This window comes from Streptomyces cinnabarinus, from assembly GCF_027270315.1.
GTDB classification, from domain to species: Bacteria; Actinomycetota; Actinomycetes; order Streptomycetales; family Streptomycetaceae; genus Streptomyces; species Streptomyces cinnabarinus.
This window is the reverse complement of sequence record NZ_CP114413.1, coordinates 4,567,989-4,584,212: the sequence shown is the minus strand read 5'-3', so window position 1 is coordinate 4,584,212 and position 16,224 is coordinate 4,567,989. Positions and strand designations below refer to the sequence as shown.

Genomic DNA, 16,224 nt, shown 5'->3' with positions numbered 1-16,224 from the left:
GTCGCTCCTGCCTCCCCATTCGTTGCGCTCTTTGAGACGCCGAAACCAATTGTGCCCACAGTCCGCCGCTATGCACGACACACGATGGCGGACGATGGTTGTGCGCGTACCCCGGGCTCAGCGTCCCAGACGTCCACGGACCATCCCGACCAGCGAGTTCAGCTCCTGGATCCGCATCTTGCGGGCGGCCACGAAGAAGATCCCGAGCAGTACGGCACCACCGACGACAAGGGCCGCCAACGATCCGACGACGCCCTGGCCGATTGCGTTCCCGATGCCGTAGCAGGCCGCGCCGCTGAGCAGCGCCGCCGGGACCGAGGCGATGCAGAGCCTGGCGTACGTCCGCATCACGCGCGCGCCGTCCAGGTCGCCGCCCAGCCGCTTGCGCAGCCGGCTCCAGGCGACGCCCACGCCGATCGCGTAGGCGAGGCCGTAGGAGGCGGCCATGCCGACCACGGCCCAGCGGGACGGGAGCAGGAAGAAGCAGGCGGCGGAGGCGGCCGCGTTGACCGCGGCCACGATGACCGTGTTGTAGAAGGGCGTTCGGGTGTCCTCGTACGCGTAGAAGGCGCGCAGGACGACGTACTGCACGGAGTACGGGATCAGGCCGAGGCCGAAGGCCATCAGCATGAAGCCCATGTTGGTGGCTTCGCTGATGCCCGAGGAGCCGAAGATCAGGGTGCACATCGGGATGCCGAGGGCCACGAACCCGAAGGCGATCGGCACGATCGCGACGGCCGTCGTGCGCAGGCCCTGGGAGATGTCGTCGCGGACGGCCCCGCCGTCGTCCTCGGCGGCCGAGCGTGACAGCCGCGGCAGCAGCGCGGCCATCAGCGAGACGGTGATGATGGCCTGGGGCAGACCCCAGATCAGCTGGGCGTTGGCGTAGGCCGCGAAACCCGTGCCGTCGACGGGCGAGTCCTTGCCCGCCGCGGTGGACAGCTGGGAGACGACGATCGCACCGGCCTGGTTGGCGAGGACGAACAGCACGGTCCACTTGGCGAGCGTGACCGCCTTGCCGAGGCCGTGGCCCTTCCAGTCGAAGCGCAGCCGCAGCCGGAACCCGGTCTCGCGCAGGTACGGGATCATCGCCAGGGCCTGTACGACGAGGCCGAGCAGGACGCCGATCCCGAGGAGCCGCTGGCCCTCCGGCGGGATGTTCGTGACCTGCATGCCGGATTCCGCGGCGGTGCCGTAGACCCACATGAACATGCCGAGCGTCACGATGATGACGATGTTGTTCAGGACCGGGGTCCACATCATCGCGCCGAACTTCCCGCGCGCGTTGAGGATCTGACCCATCACCACGTGGATGCCCATGAAGAAGATCGAGGGCAGGAAGTACTGGACGAAGGTGACGCCCACCTCGTTGGCCGCCGGGTCGCCGGCGACCGAGCTGGAGAGCATCCGGATCAGCAGCGGCGCGGCGAGAACCGAGAGCACGGTGAGCGCGCCGAGGGCCACCATCACGAGGGTGAGCAGCCGGTTGGCGTACGCCTCGCCGCCGTCGTCGTCCTCCTTCATGGCGCGCACGAGCTGCGGTACGAAGACGGAGTTCAGACCGCCGCCGACGGTCAGGATGTAGATCATCGTCGGCAGCTGGTAGGCGACCTGGAAGGTGTCACCGAGCAGACCCACACCGAGGGCCGACACGATCAGCGCGGACCGGATGAAGCCGGTGAGCCGGGACACCATCGTGCCGGCCGCCATCACCGCGCTGGACTTCAGCAGGCCCGCTGCCTTCCCGCCCTTCTTCGCGGGGGCGGCCGAGGGAGCCGGCGAGGCGGGCGGAGGCACCGGGGCGGTGCCGAGGTTCATGGTCGCGTCGGCGGCGGGCTGAGCGGCCGGCTGGGGCTGCTGGTACTGCGCGGGCTCCCCTGCCGGGCCCGGCACCGAAGCGGACTCGTACGGCGGTCGGCCACCGCCCTGCTGCTGGTCCCTGAACAGGTGCGCGAAGGCGTCCGGCTCGTGGCGCTCCTCGGCGGAGTGGGTGACCAGGTCGTCGACGCCCACGTACTGCGTGGTGCGCGGGTCGTCGCCGTAGGGCAGGTACTGGGTCGCGCCGTCCGGCTCGGGCGCCGGGGTCTGGGCCCACACATGCGGGTCGGGGGCGTACGGCGACTGCTGGGGCTGGGCGTACAACGGCTGCTGAGGCGCGTAGCTGCCCGGAGGCGGCGGGGGGTGCGCGGAACGGTCGTAGAGCGCCTCGGCGACCGGGTCCTGGGCCGAGAGGTCCTGTGCCCGGTAGGGGTCCTGGTCGTAGGCGTCCTGGAGGTACATGTCCGCGGGGGGCTGCGGCGGTACCTGGCCGTGCTCGGGCGGCGGGCCGTCGGGGTAGCCCGGGCTGCCCGCGGCCTGGCCGCGGTCACCGTCGTACGGCGCGTTCATGGTTACCCACCCTCATCGTCCCGGGCCGACCGGCCACGACATCCTCAACGGTCCACTCTCTCACCCGTGCCGGACGGGTCGGCGTTTTCCGCTGGGGTGTCCGGTGTCGGGTCACTCGGCTGCTCCGGGGCGTCTGCCCCGGTACCGGGCCCGGACTCCTGCGCCGGACGCTCATCGGCGTCCTCGGGATTCTCGGGGTCGTCCGCGGCCTCGTCGGAGGCGTCGGGACCGTTCTCCTGGGCCTGCCGGGCGGCGCGCTTGCGCTGGGTGTACATCCGGAAGCCCGCGAGGACGAGGAGGAGGAAGCCGCCGCCGATGACCAGCATCACCGTGGCCGTGAACTCGGTGACCTTCACATCGAACCGCACCGGGTCGCCGTACTTCTGCCCGTCCTCCGTGTAGAGCTGGGCGATCACCTTGGCCTGGCCGTTGGCCTCGGCGGAGGTGGTGAACTTCACCGTCTGGCTGTGCCCGCCGGAGACCGCGACCGGCTGCTCCTCGTAGGCGTCGCCGCCGATCTTCAGGCGCCTCGGGCTCGTCGAGGTGAGCCGCAGCACCAGGTTGTCGACGCCCTGCACCAGGTTGTTCTGCACAGTCACGGGGATCGTGGCGCTGCGGCCGGAGAGCTTGGTCTCGGACTTCTCGATCAGGGAGACCTGGTCGGCCAGCGACTCCAGGTAGCTCTCGACGCCGTTGCGGTACGCGGCCGCCTCGGTGGCCTGGCCGCGCCAGGACGTGGACATCCCGCGGTTCATGGCCCGGCCGAAGGGGGTCACGACCCGGGACTCGTCGCTGAGGATGACCTTGAACTTGCCGAGCTTGGCCTGGGTGGCCGCGATCTGCTCGAAGGCGGACCGCTTCAGCTCCTGCTTGCGCAGCGCCGAGGGGTACGCGGACGCCGACGGGATCTTGGTGGTCGCGCCGGGGTCGGGCTTGGCCGTGGCGGTCGTCGTGAGGTCCTGGGACTGGGTCCAGCCGCCGTTCTGGAGGGCCGTGACCGCCTCCGCCAGCGTGCGGGCCTGCCCGGCCGTCGGCATGCGTTGCGGGGCGACGACGATGCTGCGCTGGTCGTCCGTCTGGAGGTTCAGCGCCAGGCTCTGCGCCAGGAACCGCTGGACGGCGAGCGTCGAGCTGGATGCCCTCGTCATGTCGCCCTGGAAGGCCGTGGACAGCCGTGCGTCCGCCACCACCGCCGTGGTGCCACCGCCGATGGGGCGGGCCGCGGAGGGCGTGTAGGTCAGACCGCCGGTCTCCTCCAGGCTGTCGCTGCGCGCGAGGACCTTGTCGGCGCCGGCGGAGGTGGCCACCTTGACGATCGACGGGTCCACGGCGCCCTCGACCGGCCAGGCGAAGTCGGTCGTCGGCTCCACGTGCAGGATCGACTCGACGGTGTCGGCGGCGACGTCGGTCGCCTCCTTGAGGTGGCCCAGCGAGCCGGTGACGGCCGTGCCGTTGTGGGCGAGGGAGGCCAGATCGGGGTCGGCGAAGGGCAGCGCGACGACCTCGTTGTCCGCCACCGCGTCCTGGAGCCGGGCGAGCCACGCTCGGGCGAGCTCCTGGTCGGCACGGGTACCGGCGGTGGTCGTGGTGCCGTCCTCGGACTGGACGCGGTAGTTGCGCGTCATCGCGTCGACGGAGGCCAGCAGGTCCGGGTCGACGACCCAGGTGATGTCGAGGTCCTTGCCGAGGGCCACCAGTTGCTCCAGGCGGCCGCCCGGCCTGATCTCCTCGATGAGGTCGTTGTCGCGGAAGACCGGTGTCTGCGACTCGTTGGATCCCGTCTGCGCCGTCATGTGGACGGTGGAGATCAGCGGCCACATGACGGTCGTCCGGGTCTTGGTGTCGGCCCCGTCGGGCTGGTACGGCAGGAAGGTCCGCTGGACGCCCAGCACCTGCGGCCACGACTGCGTGGACGTCTCGCCGGTCAGGGAGACCGCGAGCTGGTAGATGCCGTTCCCGCCCAGTTCCAGCTCGTCGATGGGGACGGAGATGCTGAAGGGTTGCGCGACGCCCGGGGTGAGCTTGGCGAACTTCTTGAGGTACTTCCCGCCGAGCGGGAGCCCGTCGGTGCCGGGCTGGTAGCCGGTGGCCTTGGCGGCGGTGTCGATGCCGGAGCGGGTGATCAGCTCCTGGCCCACGCGCAGGTCCACCTGGGCGTCGGTGACCGCCTGCTTGCCCTTGTTCGTCACCGTGCCGGACACGGTCAGGGTGTCGCCGTCCGTGGGGACGCTCGGGGTGAGGGAGTTCACGGAGACGGCGACCGTCTCGTCGGTGTCGGCGGCCTGGGCCGGGGACGCCGCGGGCAGCTGGAGCAGACCCGCCAGCAGGGGCGCACCGGCGAGCAGTGCCCCGGTGCGCCGCAGCCACCGGCGGGCAGGTGAGGGACTGGTCCCCTGGAAGTCTGCCGCCTCGGCCACGCGCTCGCCCGTCCCTCGTCGTCGTCAGTGGTCGTCGGAATGTGCGTCCACGCATGGTAACGATGCGCGCTGAGGGGAAGTGCCGCGGACTGCGCCACAAGATCGGCTCATGCTGCCGGGCTGTCCTGTATGTGCCCGTATAAAGGAGAGTGGATCTGTGCGCATTTAATGGAGGCGCTGGGGGCCGTTGTGGCCACGTACCCTCTTTTGTTGTGCCGAACGCCAACGAAGACAACCTCAGTGTCCTGAGCCAGGTGCAGCACCGCGCGGTGAGTGAACTGCTGCGGGTCGCGCCGGTCGCCGATGACCTCGCCCGCCGCTTCAAGGAGGCCGGGTTCTCACTCGCCCTGGTCGGCGGGTCGGTCCGGGACGCGTTGCTCGGCCGGCTCGGCAACGACCTGGACTTCACGACCGACGCCCGTCCCGAGGACGTGCTGAAGATCGTGCGCCCGTGGGCGGACGCCGTCTGGGAGGTCGGGATCGCCTTCGGCACGGTCGGTGCGCAGAAGGACGGCTACCAGATCGAGGTCACGACGTACCGGTCGGAGGCGTACGACCGGACCTCGCGCAAGCCGGAGGTGTCGTACGGCGACTCCATCGAGGAGGATCTGGTCCGCCGGGACTTCACGGTGAACGCGATGGCCGTCGCGCTGCCGGAGAAGGAGTTCATCGACCCGCACGGTGGCCTTGAGGACCTCGCGGAGCGGGTGCTGCGTACTCCGGGCACTCCCGAGGCGTCCTTCTCGGACGACCCCCTGCGGATGATGCGTGCGGCGCGGTTCGCGGCTCAGCTGGACTTCGAGGTGGCTCCCGAGGTGGTGGCTGCCATGACGGAGATGGCCGCGCGGATCGAGATCGTCTCGGCGGAGCGGGTTCAGGGCGAGCTGAACAAGTTGATCCTGTCCGCCCACCCCCGTAAGGGCCTGACGCTGCTCGTCGACACCGGTCTCGGGGAGCGGGTGCTGCCCGAGCTTCCGGCCCTGCGGCTGGAGAGTGACGAGCACCACCGGCACAAGGACGTCTACGAGCACACGCTGATCGTGCTGGAGCAGGCGATGGCGCTGGAGGAGCACGGGCCCGACCTGACCCTCCGGCTGGCCGCGCTGCTGCACGACATCGGCAAGCCGCGCACCCGGCGCTTCGAGAAGGACGGCCGGGTCTCGTTCCACCACCACGAGGTGGTCGGCGCGAAGATGACGAAGAAGCGCATGACGGCGCTGAAGTACTCCAACGAGCTCGTGAAGGACGTCTCACGCCTCGTCGAGCTCCACCTGCGCTTCCACGGCTACGGCACCGGCGAGTGGACGGACTCCGCGGTCCGCCGCTACGTCCGCGACGCGGGCCCGCTTCTCGACCGCCTCCACAAGCTCACCCGCTCCGACTGCACGACCCGCAACCGGCGCAAGGCGGCCGCCCTCTCCCGCGCCTACGACGGCCTGGAGCAGCGCATCGCCCAGCTCAAGGAGCAGGAGGAGCTGGACTCCATCCGCCCCGACCTCGACGGCAACGACATCATGCAGATCCTCGGCGTCGGCCCGGGCCCGGTCATCGGCCGCGCCTACAAGCACATGCTGGAACTCCGCCTGGAGCACGGCCCCATGGAACACGACGCAGCGGTGACGGCCCTCAAGGAGTGGTGGGCCACCCAGGAGGCCTGAGGACATGAAACGGGGTCATGTTTCACGTGAAACATGACCCCGTTTCATGCGAGAGGGGCGGTGTTTCACGTGAAACACCGCCCCTTCGGCTTGAGCTCAGACCTACTTCGGGGTGTAGTCCGCCAGGCAGAGCGTGAACTCGTCGCTGCCGCCGGTCTCGGTGTACTCCGAGTACTTGGTGCGGTCGCAGCCCTCGATGGTGCCGTCCTTCTTCTCCGCGACCTTGTACTTGGCCTTGGAGTCGCTGCAGTCCACGACCTCCAGGCCCGGGTCGGTCGTGCTGTCCGGGTCCGAGATGCTCATGCAGTCTCCGACCTTCGCCGTGTTGGCGTCGTCGCGGCTCGCTATGTAGCCACCGACGATCACGGAGACAACGGCGACGCCGATGACGATGTTCTTGATCGTCTTGAAGCTGAGCTTGCGGCGGGGCTGCTCCGGCGGGACCGGGGCGTACGGGGCCGCGCCCTGCTGCGGGAAGCCCGGCTGCTGCGGAGCCTGGCCCTGGGGCTGGGCGTACGGGTTCTGACCCTGAGCGAACGGGTTCTGGCCCTGGGGCGGAGTGGACACTTGGGGGTCCCCCTAGAAAGAACATGGGTGAGTGACGCGAGCGGAGCGCGCGTAAGACCCACGTAAGTTATCGGGCCCCACTGACACACCAGTAGTCAGGAGGGCCTCTGTGGCATTGATGTGACACTTATCGGCGCTCAAAGCGGGCCATAGCCACCGCAACCGCTCCGTAGATAACGGCGACTGTTACCACCAGCGGTGCCGAACGGCCGTCAGGAGGCAGTATCAGGGCGGCAACTCCGGCCGCGCCGACGAAAGCGACGTTGAACAGGACGTCGTACAGGGAGAAGACGCGGCCGCGGTAGCCGTCCTCCACCGAGGACTGGACGACGGTGTCCGTGGCGATTTTCGCGCCCTGGGTGGTGAGTCCGAGGACGAACGCCGCGGCGAGCATGGGCGCGGTGGCGAACGGCAGCCCCAGCGCGGGTTCCAGCACCGCCGCGGTCCCGGCGCACACGACGATCCAGCGGCCGGGCCCGAGCCGCTGTGCCGCCCACGGCGTCAGCACGGCCGCCGTGAAGAAGCCCGCGCCGGAGATGGCCAACGCCAGGCCCAGCAGCGCCAGTCCGTCGTCCGTGGTGGTGGAGAAGGTGTACCGGCACAGCATCAGCAGCATGACCAGCAGGGCGCCGTAGCAGAAGCGCATCAGGGTCATCGCGCCGAGCGCCCAGGCCGCCTCCCGGCGTGGCGGTGCGGCCAGATGGCGTACCCCCGCCACCAGATCGCGCGCGGTGCCGGCGAGGGCGGTGCGCAGTTCGGGCCGTACCAACTCCCGGTCGGGGCCCAGCAGATCCCGTGACATGCGCAGGGACGCGAGCGCCGCGCACAGATACAGGGCCGCGCCGACCAGCACGACGGCCGCGTCGGAGTCCGACACCAGCAGCCGTACGACGAAGGCGAGGCCGCCGCCCACGGTCGCGGCGAGCGTTCCGGCCGTCGGGGACAGGGAGTTGGCCATCACCAGGCGCTCTTCGTCGACGACGCGGGGAAGGGCGGCGGAGAGGCCGGAGAGGATGAAGCGGTTGACGGCGGTGACGCACAGGGCGGAGACGTAGAAGAGCCAGTCCGGGGTGGGGCTGAGGATCAGCACCGCTGTCACCGCCGCCAGCAGGGCGCGCAGGAGGCTGCCGTAGAGGAAGACCTGGCGGCGTTCCCAGCGGTCCAGGAGGACTCCGGCGAAGGGGCCGACGAGGGAGTACGGCAGGAGCAGGACCGCCATCGCGGAGGCGATCGCGGCGGCCGAGGTCTGTTTCTCGGGGGAGAAGACGACGTAGGTGGCGAGCGCGACCTGATAGACGCCGTCGGCGCCCTGGGAGAGCAGCCGGAGCGCGAGCAGACGCCTGAAGTTACCGAAGCGCAGCAGGACACGCAGGTCGCGGGCGACGGACATGGGGCTCAGCCTCACATACGGGAAGGCCCCCGGGCCGTACGACCCGGGGACCCTTCTCGGCTCTGGCAGGAGCAGACTGACGCGGCGCTTAGCGCTCGACCTCGCCCTTGATGAACTTCTCGACGTTGTCGAGGGCCTCGTCGTCGAAGTACTGCACCGGCGGGGACTTCATGAAGTACGAGGACGCCGACAGGATCGGGCCGCCGATGCCGCGGTCCTTGGCGATCTTCGCGGCGCGCAGGGCGTCGATGATGACACCCGCGGAGTTCGGGGAGTCCCAGACCTCGAGCTTGTACTCCAGGTTCAGCGGGACGTCGCCGAACGCGCGGCCCTCCAGGCGGACGTAGGCCCACTTGCGGTCGTCGAGCCACGCGACGTAGTCGGACGGGCCGATGTGGACGTTCTTCTCGCCCAGGTCCCGGTCGGGGATCTGCGAGGTGACGGCCTGCGTCTTGGAGATCTTCTTGGACTCGAGGCGGTCCCGCTCGAGCATGTTCTTGAAGTCCATGTTGCCGCCGACGTTCAGCTGCATGGTGCGCTCCAGGCGCACACCACGGTCCTCGAACAGCTTCGCCATGACGCGGTGCGTGATGGTGGCGCCGACCTGCGACTTGATGTCGTCACCGACGATCGGGACGCCCGCCTCGGTGAACTTGTCCGCCCACTCCTTGGTGCCGGCGATGAAGACCGGGAGGGCGTTGACGAAGGCGACCTTGGCGTCGATGGCGCACTGGGCGTAGAACTTCGCCGCGTCCTCGGAGCCGACGGGCAGGTAGCAGACGAGAACGTCGACCTGCTTGTCCTTGAGGATCTGGACGACGTCGACCGGCTCCTCGGCGGACTCCTCGATGGTCTGGCGGTAGTACTTGCCGAGACCGTCGAGGGTGTGGCCGCGCTGGACCGTCACGCCGGAGTTCGGCACGTCGCAGATCTTGATGGTGTTGTTCTCGGAGGCGCCGATGGCGTCCGCGAGGTCGAGGCCGACCTTCTTCGAGTCGACGTCGAAGGCCGCGACGAACTCCACGTCACCGACGTGGTACTCGCCGAACTGGACGTGCATCAGGCCCGGGACCTTGGACGCCGGGTCGGCGTCCTTGTAGTACTCGACGCCCTGCACCAGCGACGCGGCGCAGTTGCCCACGCCAACGATGGCTACGCGAACCGAACCCATTCCGGTTGCTCCCTGTGTGTACGAGTGAGGCCCTGAGTGGGCTCTCACGTGGCGGTGTCGTCGGGCGTATCCGTCCCGGGGTCGTCCCCGGGACGGGGCAGACCGCCCGTCGCTCCAAATGTGGTGTCCTGTTGAGCGGGCCCCCCGGTGGCGGACCCCTTGAGGTCCCTCCCGGCCCGCTCGCTCTCGATGAGCTCGTTCAGCCAGCGCACTTCGCGCTCCACGGACTCCATCCCGTGGCGCTGGAGCTCAAGCGTGTAGTCGTCGAGGCGCTCCCGGGTGCGCGCCAGCGAGGCGCGCATCTTCTCCAGCCGCTCCTCCAAGCGGCTGCGGCGGCCCTCCAGCACGCGCATGCGGACATCGCGCGAGGTCTGTCCGAAGAAGGCGAACCGGGCGGCGAAGTGCTCGTCCTCGTACGCGTCGGGCCCGGTCTGGGAGAGCAGGTCCTCGAAGTGCTCCTTACCTTCCGCCGTCAACCGGTAGACGATCTTGGCGCGGCGGCCGGCGAGGGACGCTGCGAGGGCGTCCTCGGGTGCGTTCCCCGGCTCTTCGATCAACCAGCCGTTGGCGACCAGCGTCTTGAGGCAGGGATAGAGGGTTCCGTAGCTGAACGCACGGAACACTCCCAGTGACGTATTGAGTCGTTTGCGCAGCTCGTAGCCGTGCATCGGAGATTCGCGGAGCAGGCCGAGTACGGCGAACTCAAGGATCCCGGAACGCCGGCTCATCCTCTCGCCTCCTCGCCTTATCTCGCGCTGATGTATCGACTCGATACATCTAGACGATAGAACGGCCTTCCGCATGCGACAAGAGGGAGGATGGTGAACGGGATCACATCACTGATTCATGGGATGCGAGTTGCCCGGTTTGGGGTGAACTTCGGGGCTCGGCAGGTTTTGACGGTGCGTAGTCTGTGCGCCATGCACACCACCGGGAACCAAGTGACGCTTGGGGGCGTCATCGTCCCCGGTGCAGTACGGGTGAATGCGGAAGCGACCACATCCGTACTTCGGGGGGACCGGAAACTTGCCGCCGTTTCCAGGCGCGTCACACGGGTGCGCCTGCCCGAGGAGTAGTCGTTCCATGAGCGAGCACCGTCGCAAACCGCCGCAGCCGCAGGGAGGCGGACGTGCCGCGGCCCGACGCGGCCAGTCCGGCCCGTCCTCCGGCCGCCGCGCGGCACCGCGAGGCGCCACCGGGTCACCCGCCGATGCCTACGGGACGAGCTCCCACGGGGCGGAGTCGTACGGCCGGGGTGGTGACGAGCGGCTGCCCGGCGGTCGCGCCGAAGCCCGCCGCGCGGCCCAGAGGGCGACCGGAGGCGGTCGCCGCAGAGCGCCCGAGCCGGGCCGACGGGGCCCGGGAGGACCGAGCGGTCCCGGCCGGGGCCGGGGCAGGGCCGCGGTTCCCGACAGGAAGCGGTTCATCGACTATCCGCGCGTGGGCAAGGACGGCTGGCGTCGCTGGGTGCCGTCCTGGAAGCTCATGTCCGGTCTGTGCCTCAGCTTCCTGGGCAGCCTGGTGGCCATCGCGGGCATCGGCTACGCGATGGTGGGCATCCCCGTCGTGGCCGACACCGCCGAGGCGCAGAACAACGTCTTCTACTGGTCCGACGGCACCGAGATGGTCGCCACGGGTGGCGAGATCAACCGCCAGATCGTGAACCTCGACCAGATCCCCGCGGACATGCGCAACGCGGTGATCTCGCAGGAGAACAAGACCTTCTACGAGGACAGCGGCATCGACCCCAAGGGCATCGCCCGAGCCGTGTTCAACATGGCCCGGGGCGGTGAGACGCAGGGTGGCTCCACGATCACGCAGCAGTACGTCAAGAACGCGATGCTGGACGACCAGTCCCAGACGATCTCCCGCAAGTTCCAGGAGATCTTCGTGTCGGTCAAGGTGGGCGCCAGCGTCTCCAAGGACGAGATCATGGCGGGCTATCTGAACTCCGCCTACTACGGCCGCGGCGCCTACGGCATCCAGGCCGCCTCACGGGCGTACTTCAACAAGGACTCGGTCGACCTGAGCACGGGGCAGTGCGCTTTCCTCGCCGCCATGCTCAAGGGCGCCACCTATTACGACCCGGCGGGCGCGACGTCCGTCGACCCGGCCGCGACCGCTGATGCCAACAGCCGCCGGGCCAAGATCCAGATGCAGGACACCCTGGACAAGATGGTCGAGTACGGCCACCTCAGCGCGACCGACCGGGCGAAGTTCCAGGAGCTGCCCGCGACCCAGAACCCCCGCGCCAACACCGCGCTGAGCGGGCAGGTCGGCTATCTCGTCGACCTCGCCAAGGCGAACGTCATCAACAACACGAACATCACCGCGGACGATCTCCAGCAGGGCGGCTACTCGATCTACACGACCTTCGACAAGAAGAAGGTCAAGGCGCTCGAAGCCGCCGTCAAGAAGGTCGAGAAGGCGAACATCGACCCCAAGAAGCGCCCGAAGACGGACAAGCACGTCCAGTTCGGCGGTGCTTCGGTGGACCCGGCGACGGGCGCCATCAGGGCGATCTACGGCGGTACGGACGCGACCACGCACTTCACCAACAACGCCGATGTCACCGGCGCCCAGGTGGGTTCGACGTTCAAGCCGTTCGTCCTCGCGGCCGCCATGAAGTGGGGCGTCCGGGATCCCGAGCTGGGCGAGACGCAGGCACAGGACGAGCGGACCAAGGTGTCCCCGAAGAGCCTGTACAGCGGTGAGAACGACCTCAAGATCGAGGAGTACGACGGCAACGTCTGGCAGGACGACAAGGGCAAGGAGTGGCTCCAGGCCAACGACGGTGACGAGTCGCTCGGTGATCCGCCGAACTACCAGGTCGACCTGCGCACCGCGATGCAGTTCTCGGCGAACTCCGCCTTCGTGCAGCTCGGCATGGACGTCGGTCTGGACAAAGTGAAGGAGGCAGCGGTCGACGCGGGCATCCTGGAGAGCAGCCTGACCGGAACCACGTTCCCGTCCTTCTCCATCGGCATCTCCGAGCCCAGTGCGATCCGCATGGCGGGCTCGTACGCCACCTTCGCGGCCAGCGGCAAGCAGCGTGATCCGTACTCCGTGACCGAGGTCAAGTCCAAGGACGGCACGATCTACAAGCACGAGGACGAGACGGAGCAGGCCTTCACCGCTCAGGTGGCCGACAACGTCACCGACGTGCTGAAGACCGTGGTCGAGAAGGGTACGGGTACGAACGCCCAGCTGAGCGGTCGTGAGGTGGCTGGCAAGACCGGTACGACCGACGGCAACAAGTCGGCCTGGTTCGTCGGGTACACCCCGCAGCTGTCGACCGCGATCAGCATGTTCCGGTACCCCGATGACGAGACCATCAAGAACCGTAAGTTCCTGGAGATGTACGGCACGGGTGACCAGACGTCGATCCACGGTGCCTCGTTCCCGTCCGAGATCTGGCACGACTACATGGAGCAGGCGCTGAAGGGGCAGCCGGCGAAGGGATTCCCGGTCCCGGAGCCCATCGGCGAGGTCATCAACGATGTCCCGTCCCCGACGCCGACTCCCACGGCCAGCGAGACGGAGGAGGCCAGCCCGACTCCGACCCCGACGCCGACCAGGACCAAGCCCAATCCGAAGCCTACGGAGTCCGAGCCGGAGTGTGACTTCTTCGGCTGCGAGGAGACCACCGGCGGGACCGACAACGGCGGTACGGACGGGGGCGTGACACCATCGCCCACGCCCACGGATACCTCGGGTACCACCAACGGCAACGGCAACGGCAACGGAGGCCTCTTCGGAGGCGGGGACTCGACCGGCTAGCCCTGGGTGACCCGACCGGCCGGGGATCCGGTGGGCGTCCGGTTGGACGCCATATCGTCCGGCGCGGGTGTTTCACGTGAAACATGGGCCGTCGCACCGACCAGGTGCGGCGGCCCTCGGCGTATTCCCAGGCTTGTACGGCAGGATGTGCCCCATGCCCAGTGCAGAGACGACGCAATCGAGCGTGCGCGAGCCGGACCCGGTGCGGCCGACCAAGGACGACGAGGTGGCCCGCAGCGGCAGTGAGCTGATCGGCGGTCCGCTCGGACAGCGGGCCCTGCTGGGGACGTCGTGGTGGACCCCGGTACGGGTCATCGCGCTCGTAACGATCGGCATGTTCGCCCTCGGCCTGGTCCAGAAGGCGCCCTGCTACAACGGCGACTGGTTCTTCGGCGCCAGCTCGCAGTACACGCACGCCTGCTACTCCGACATCCCGCACCTGTACCAGGGGCGCGGTTTCGCCGACGGGCTCGTGCCGTACTTCGACCGGCTCTCCGGCGATATGGAGTATCTGGAGTACCCGGTGCTCACCGGTGTCTTCATGGAGGTCGCCGCCTGGCTCACACCGGGCAGCGGCAGCATCCAGCACCAGGAGCAGTGGTACTGGATGGTCAACGCGGGGATGCTGATGGCCTGCGCGGCCGTCATCGCCGTCTGTGTGACCCGCACGCACGCCCGGCGCCCCTGGGACGGACTGCTGGTGGCGCTGGCACCGGCCTTCGCGCTCACCGCGACCATCAACTGGGACCTGCTGGCCGTCGCCCTGACGGCCGCCGCGATGCTGATGTGGTCGCGGGGCCGTCCGCTCGCCTTCGGCGTCCTCCTGGGGCTCGCCACGGCCGCCAAGCTCTACCCCGTCCTGCTGCTGGGCGCGCTGCTCGTGCTGTGCTGGCGCGCGGGCAAGTGGAAGGACTTCGGCAAGGCGCTGGGCGCTACGGCGGTCGCCTGGGTGGTGGTGAACGGCCCGGTGCTGCTGCTGGCCTTTGACGGCTGGTCGAAGTTCTACCGGTTCAGCCGGGAGCGCGGCGTCGACTTCGGGTCCTTCTGGCTGATCATGGCCCAGAACTCCAGCGACCCGATCAGCACCGACACCGTCAACACGCTGGCCACGCTCCTGATGCTGCTGTGCTGTGTCGGCGTCGCCGCGCTCACGCTGACGGCCCCGCGCCGGCCGCGCTTCGCCCAGCTCGCGTTCCTGATCGTCGCGGCGTTCATCCTCACCAACAAGGTCTATTCGCCGCAGTACGTGCTCTGGCTGGTCCCGCTGGCCGCGCTGGCCCGCCCGAAGTGGCGGGACTTCCTGATCTGGCAGGCCTGCGAGGTGGCGTACTTCCTGGGGATCTGGATGTACCTCGCGTACACGACCAGCGGAGACGCCCACAAGGGGCTGCCGACCGACGGCTACCACTGGGCCATCGGCGTGCATCTGCTGGGCACGCTCTACCTGTGCGCCATGATCGTCCGCGACATCCTCATGCCCGAGCGGGACCCGGTGCGACGGGCGGGCGACGACGATCCGTCGGGCGGTGTGCTCGACGGGGCACCGGACGTCTTCGTGCTCGGCGCCGCGGCCCATCCGCCCAAGCACGCGGCGCACTTCGACGGGCCGCAGGTGGAGTGGGGCGGTCCGGGGCCGGACGGGCGTTCGCTCTGAGCGAACACCCTCGGAGGCGTCCTCAGGAACGCCCTCGGAACGACAAAGGCCGTGCGCGGGAGAACCCGTGCACGGCCTTCGTGTTGTGCCGCTGAGGCGGGCTCAGCGGTCGACGATGCGGTCGAACTGCGTGGTGGTGTGGCGCAGATGGGCCACCAGTTCGTCGCCGACCTTCGGCTCCGGCGCGTCCGAGGGCACGAAGAGGATGGAGACCTGCATGTGCGGCGGCTCGGCGAACCAGCGCTGCTTGCCGCCCCAGACGAACGGCGAAAGGTTCCGGTTGACCGTGGCGAGACCGGCGCGGGCGACTCCCTTGGCGCGCGGCATGACGCCGTGCAGGGCCTTCGGGGCCTCCAGGCCCACGCCGTGCGAGGTTCCGCCCGCCACGACGACCAGGAAGCCGTCGGAGGCGGCCTTCTGCTGCCGGTAGCCGAAGCGGTCGCCCTTGGCGACGCGAGTGACGTCCAGGACCGCGCCGCTGTACTGCGTGGCGTCGTGGTCGCCCAGCCACAGCCGGGTGCCGATGCGGGCGCGGAAGCGGGTCTGCGGGAACTGCTGCTGAAGGCGGGCGAGTTCCTCGGCCTTGAGGTGGCTGACGAACATGGTGTGCAGCGGCAGCCGCGCCGCGCGCAGCCGGTCCATCCAGCCGATGACCTCCTCGACGGCGTCCGAGCCGTCGGTGCGGTCCAGCGGCAGGTGGATGGCGAAGCCCTCCAGCCGGACGTTCTCTATGGCGGCGTGCAACTGCGACAGTTCCTGCTCGCTGACGCCGTGCCGCTTCATCGAGGACATCACCTCGATCACCACCCGGGCGCCCACGAGGCCGTACACGCCATCGATGGAGGACACCGAGCGGATGACCCGGTCGGGCAGCGGCACCGGCTCCTCGCCGCGCCGGTACGGCGTCAGGACCAGCAGGTCGCCGCCGAACCAGTCCTTGATGCGCGCGGCCTCGTACGTCGTGCCCACGGCGAGGACGTCCGAGCCGAGCCGCGTGGCTTCCTCCGCCAGCCGCTCGTGCCCGAAGCCGTAGCCGTTGCCCTTGCAGACCGGGACCAGGCCCGGGAACTGCTCCTGCACGTGCTTGTGGTGCGCCCGCCAGCGCGCGGTGTCGACGTAGAGCGTGAGCGCCATGGCCGGACCTGGAACCTTTCTGGTGGCTGCGGTGTATCAGAGGTATGGAAGCTATCGAAGCAAAT

At 69.0% G+C, this 16,224-nt stretch carries 10 protein-coding genes; 3 read left to right on the top strand and 7 right to left on the bottom strand.

Annotation, left to right across the window (positions count from 1 at the left end; translation table 11 throughout):
• Nucleotides 1–117: 117 nt before the first annotated feature.
• Together murJ and STRCI_RS20700 are read right to left on the bottom strand one after the other, a co-directional pair.
• Nucleotides 118–2,388 (bottom strand): murein biosynthesis integral membrane protein MurJ, encoded by a 2,271-nt coding sequence (murJ, locus tag STRCI_RS20705; protein ID WP_269660441.1) that lies wholly within the window; start codon nucleotides 2,386–2,388, stop codon nucleotides 118–120.
• Nucleotides 2,389–2,432: 44 nt separating this feature from the next.
• Nucleotides 2,433–4,805 carry a DUF6049 family protein gene (locus STRCI_RS20700; protein WP_269660440.1) on the bottom strand — a complete coding sequence of 791 codons (2,373 nt, stop codon included), beginning with the start codon at nucleotides 4,803–4,805 and terminating at the stop codon, nucleotides 2,433–2,435.
• Nucleotides 4,806–5,017: 212 nt separating this feature from the next.
• On the opposite strand from STRCI_RS20700, the gene STRCI_RS20695 reads away from it, so the two are divergent.
• Nucleotides 5,018–6,463: a CCA tRNA nucleotidyltransferase gene (locus STRCI_RS20695; protein ID WP_269660439.1), complete on the top strand. Its 1,446-nt coding sequence runs from the start codon at nucleotides 5,018–5,020 to the stop codon at nucleotides 6,461–6,463.
• Nucleotides 6,464–6,565: 102 nt separating this feature from the next.
• Here STRCI_RS20695 and STRCI_RS20690 read toward each other — a convergent pair whose 3' ends face one another.
• The 4 genes from STRCI_RS20690 to STRCI_RS20675 all read right to left on the bottom strand — a co-directional run bounded on the left by STRCI_RS20690 (nucleotide 6,566) and on the right by STRCI_RS20675 (nucleotide 10,319).
• A complete protein-coding gene (locus tag STRCI_RS20690; RefSeq protein ID WP_269660438.1) occupies nucleotides 6,566–7,030 on the bottom strand; it encodes an LppU/SCO3897 family protein in 465 nt (154 codons plus the stop codon).
• Nucleotides 7,031–7,157: 127 nt separating this feature from the next.
• Nucleotides 7,158–8,420: an MFS transporter gene (locus tag STRCI_RS20685; protein WP_269660437.1), complete on the bottom strand. Its 1,263-nt coding sequence runs from the start codon at nucleotides 8,418–8,420 to the stop codon at nucleotides 7,158–7,160.
• 88 nt (nucleotides 8,421–8,508) lie between these two features.
• The gene (locus tag STRCI_RS20680) at nucleotides 8,509–9,591 is read right to left on the bottom strand and encodes an inositol-3-phosphate synthase (protein WP_269660436.1); all 1,083 of its coding nucleotides are present in this window, start codon (nucleotides 9,589–9,591) and stop codon (nucleotides 8,509–8,511) included.
• A gap of 44 nt (nucleotides 9,592–9,635) precedes the next feature.
• Nucleotides 9,636–10,319 (bottom strand): PadR family transcriptional regulator, encoded by a 684-nt coding sequence (locus STRCI_RS20675; RefSeq protein ID WP_269660435.1) that lies wholly within the window; start codon nucleotides 10,317–10,319, stop codon nucleotides 9,636–9,638.
• 355 nt (nucleotides 10,320–10,674) lie between these two features.
• Between STRCI_RS20675 and STRCI_RS20670 the strand changes: the two genes are divergently transcribed.
• Together STRCI_RS20670 and STRCI_RS20665 are read left to right on the top strand one after the other, a co-directional pair.
• Nucleotides 10,675–13,371, top strand: a complete 2,697-nt coding sequence (locus tag STRCI_RS20670) for a transglycosylase domain-containing protein (protein WP_269660434.1) — start codon at nucleotides 10,675–10,677, stop codon at nucleotides 13,369–13,371.
• A gap of 145 nt (nucleotides 13,372–13,516) precedes the next feature.
• Nucleotides 13,517–15,025, top strand: a complete 1,509-nt coding sequence (locus STRCI_RS20665) for a glycosyltransferase family 87 protein (RefSeq protein ID WP_269664602.1) — start codon at nucleotides 13,517–13,519, stop codon at nucleotides 15,023–15,025.
• A gap of 102 nt (nucleotides 15,026–15,127) precedes the next feature.
• Here STRCI_RS20665 and STRCI_RS20660 read toward each other — a convergent pair whose 3' ends face one another.
• Entirely contained in the window at nucleotides 15,128–16,159 is a 1,032-nt protein-coding gene (locus STRCI_RS20660; RefSeq protein ID WP_269660433.1) for an alanine racemase, read from the bottom strand.
• Nucleotides 16,160–16,224: the final 65 nt, after the last annotated feature.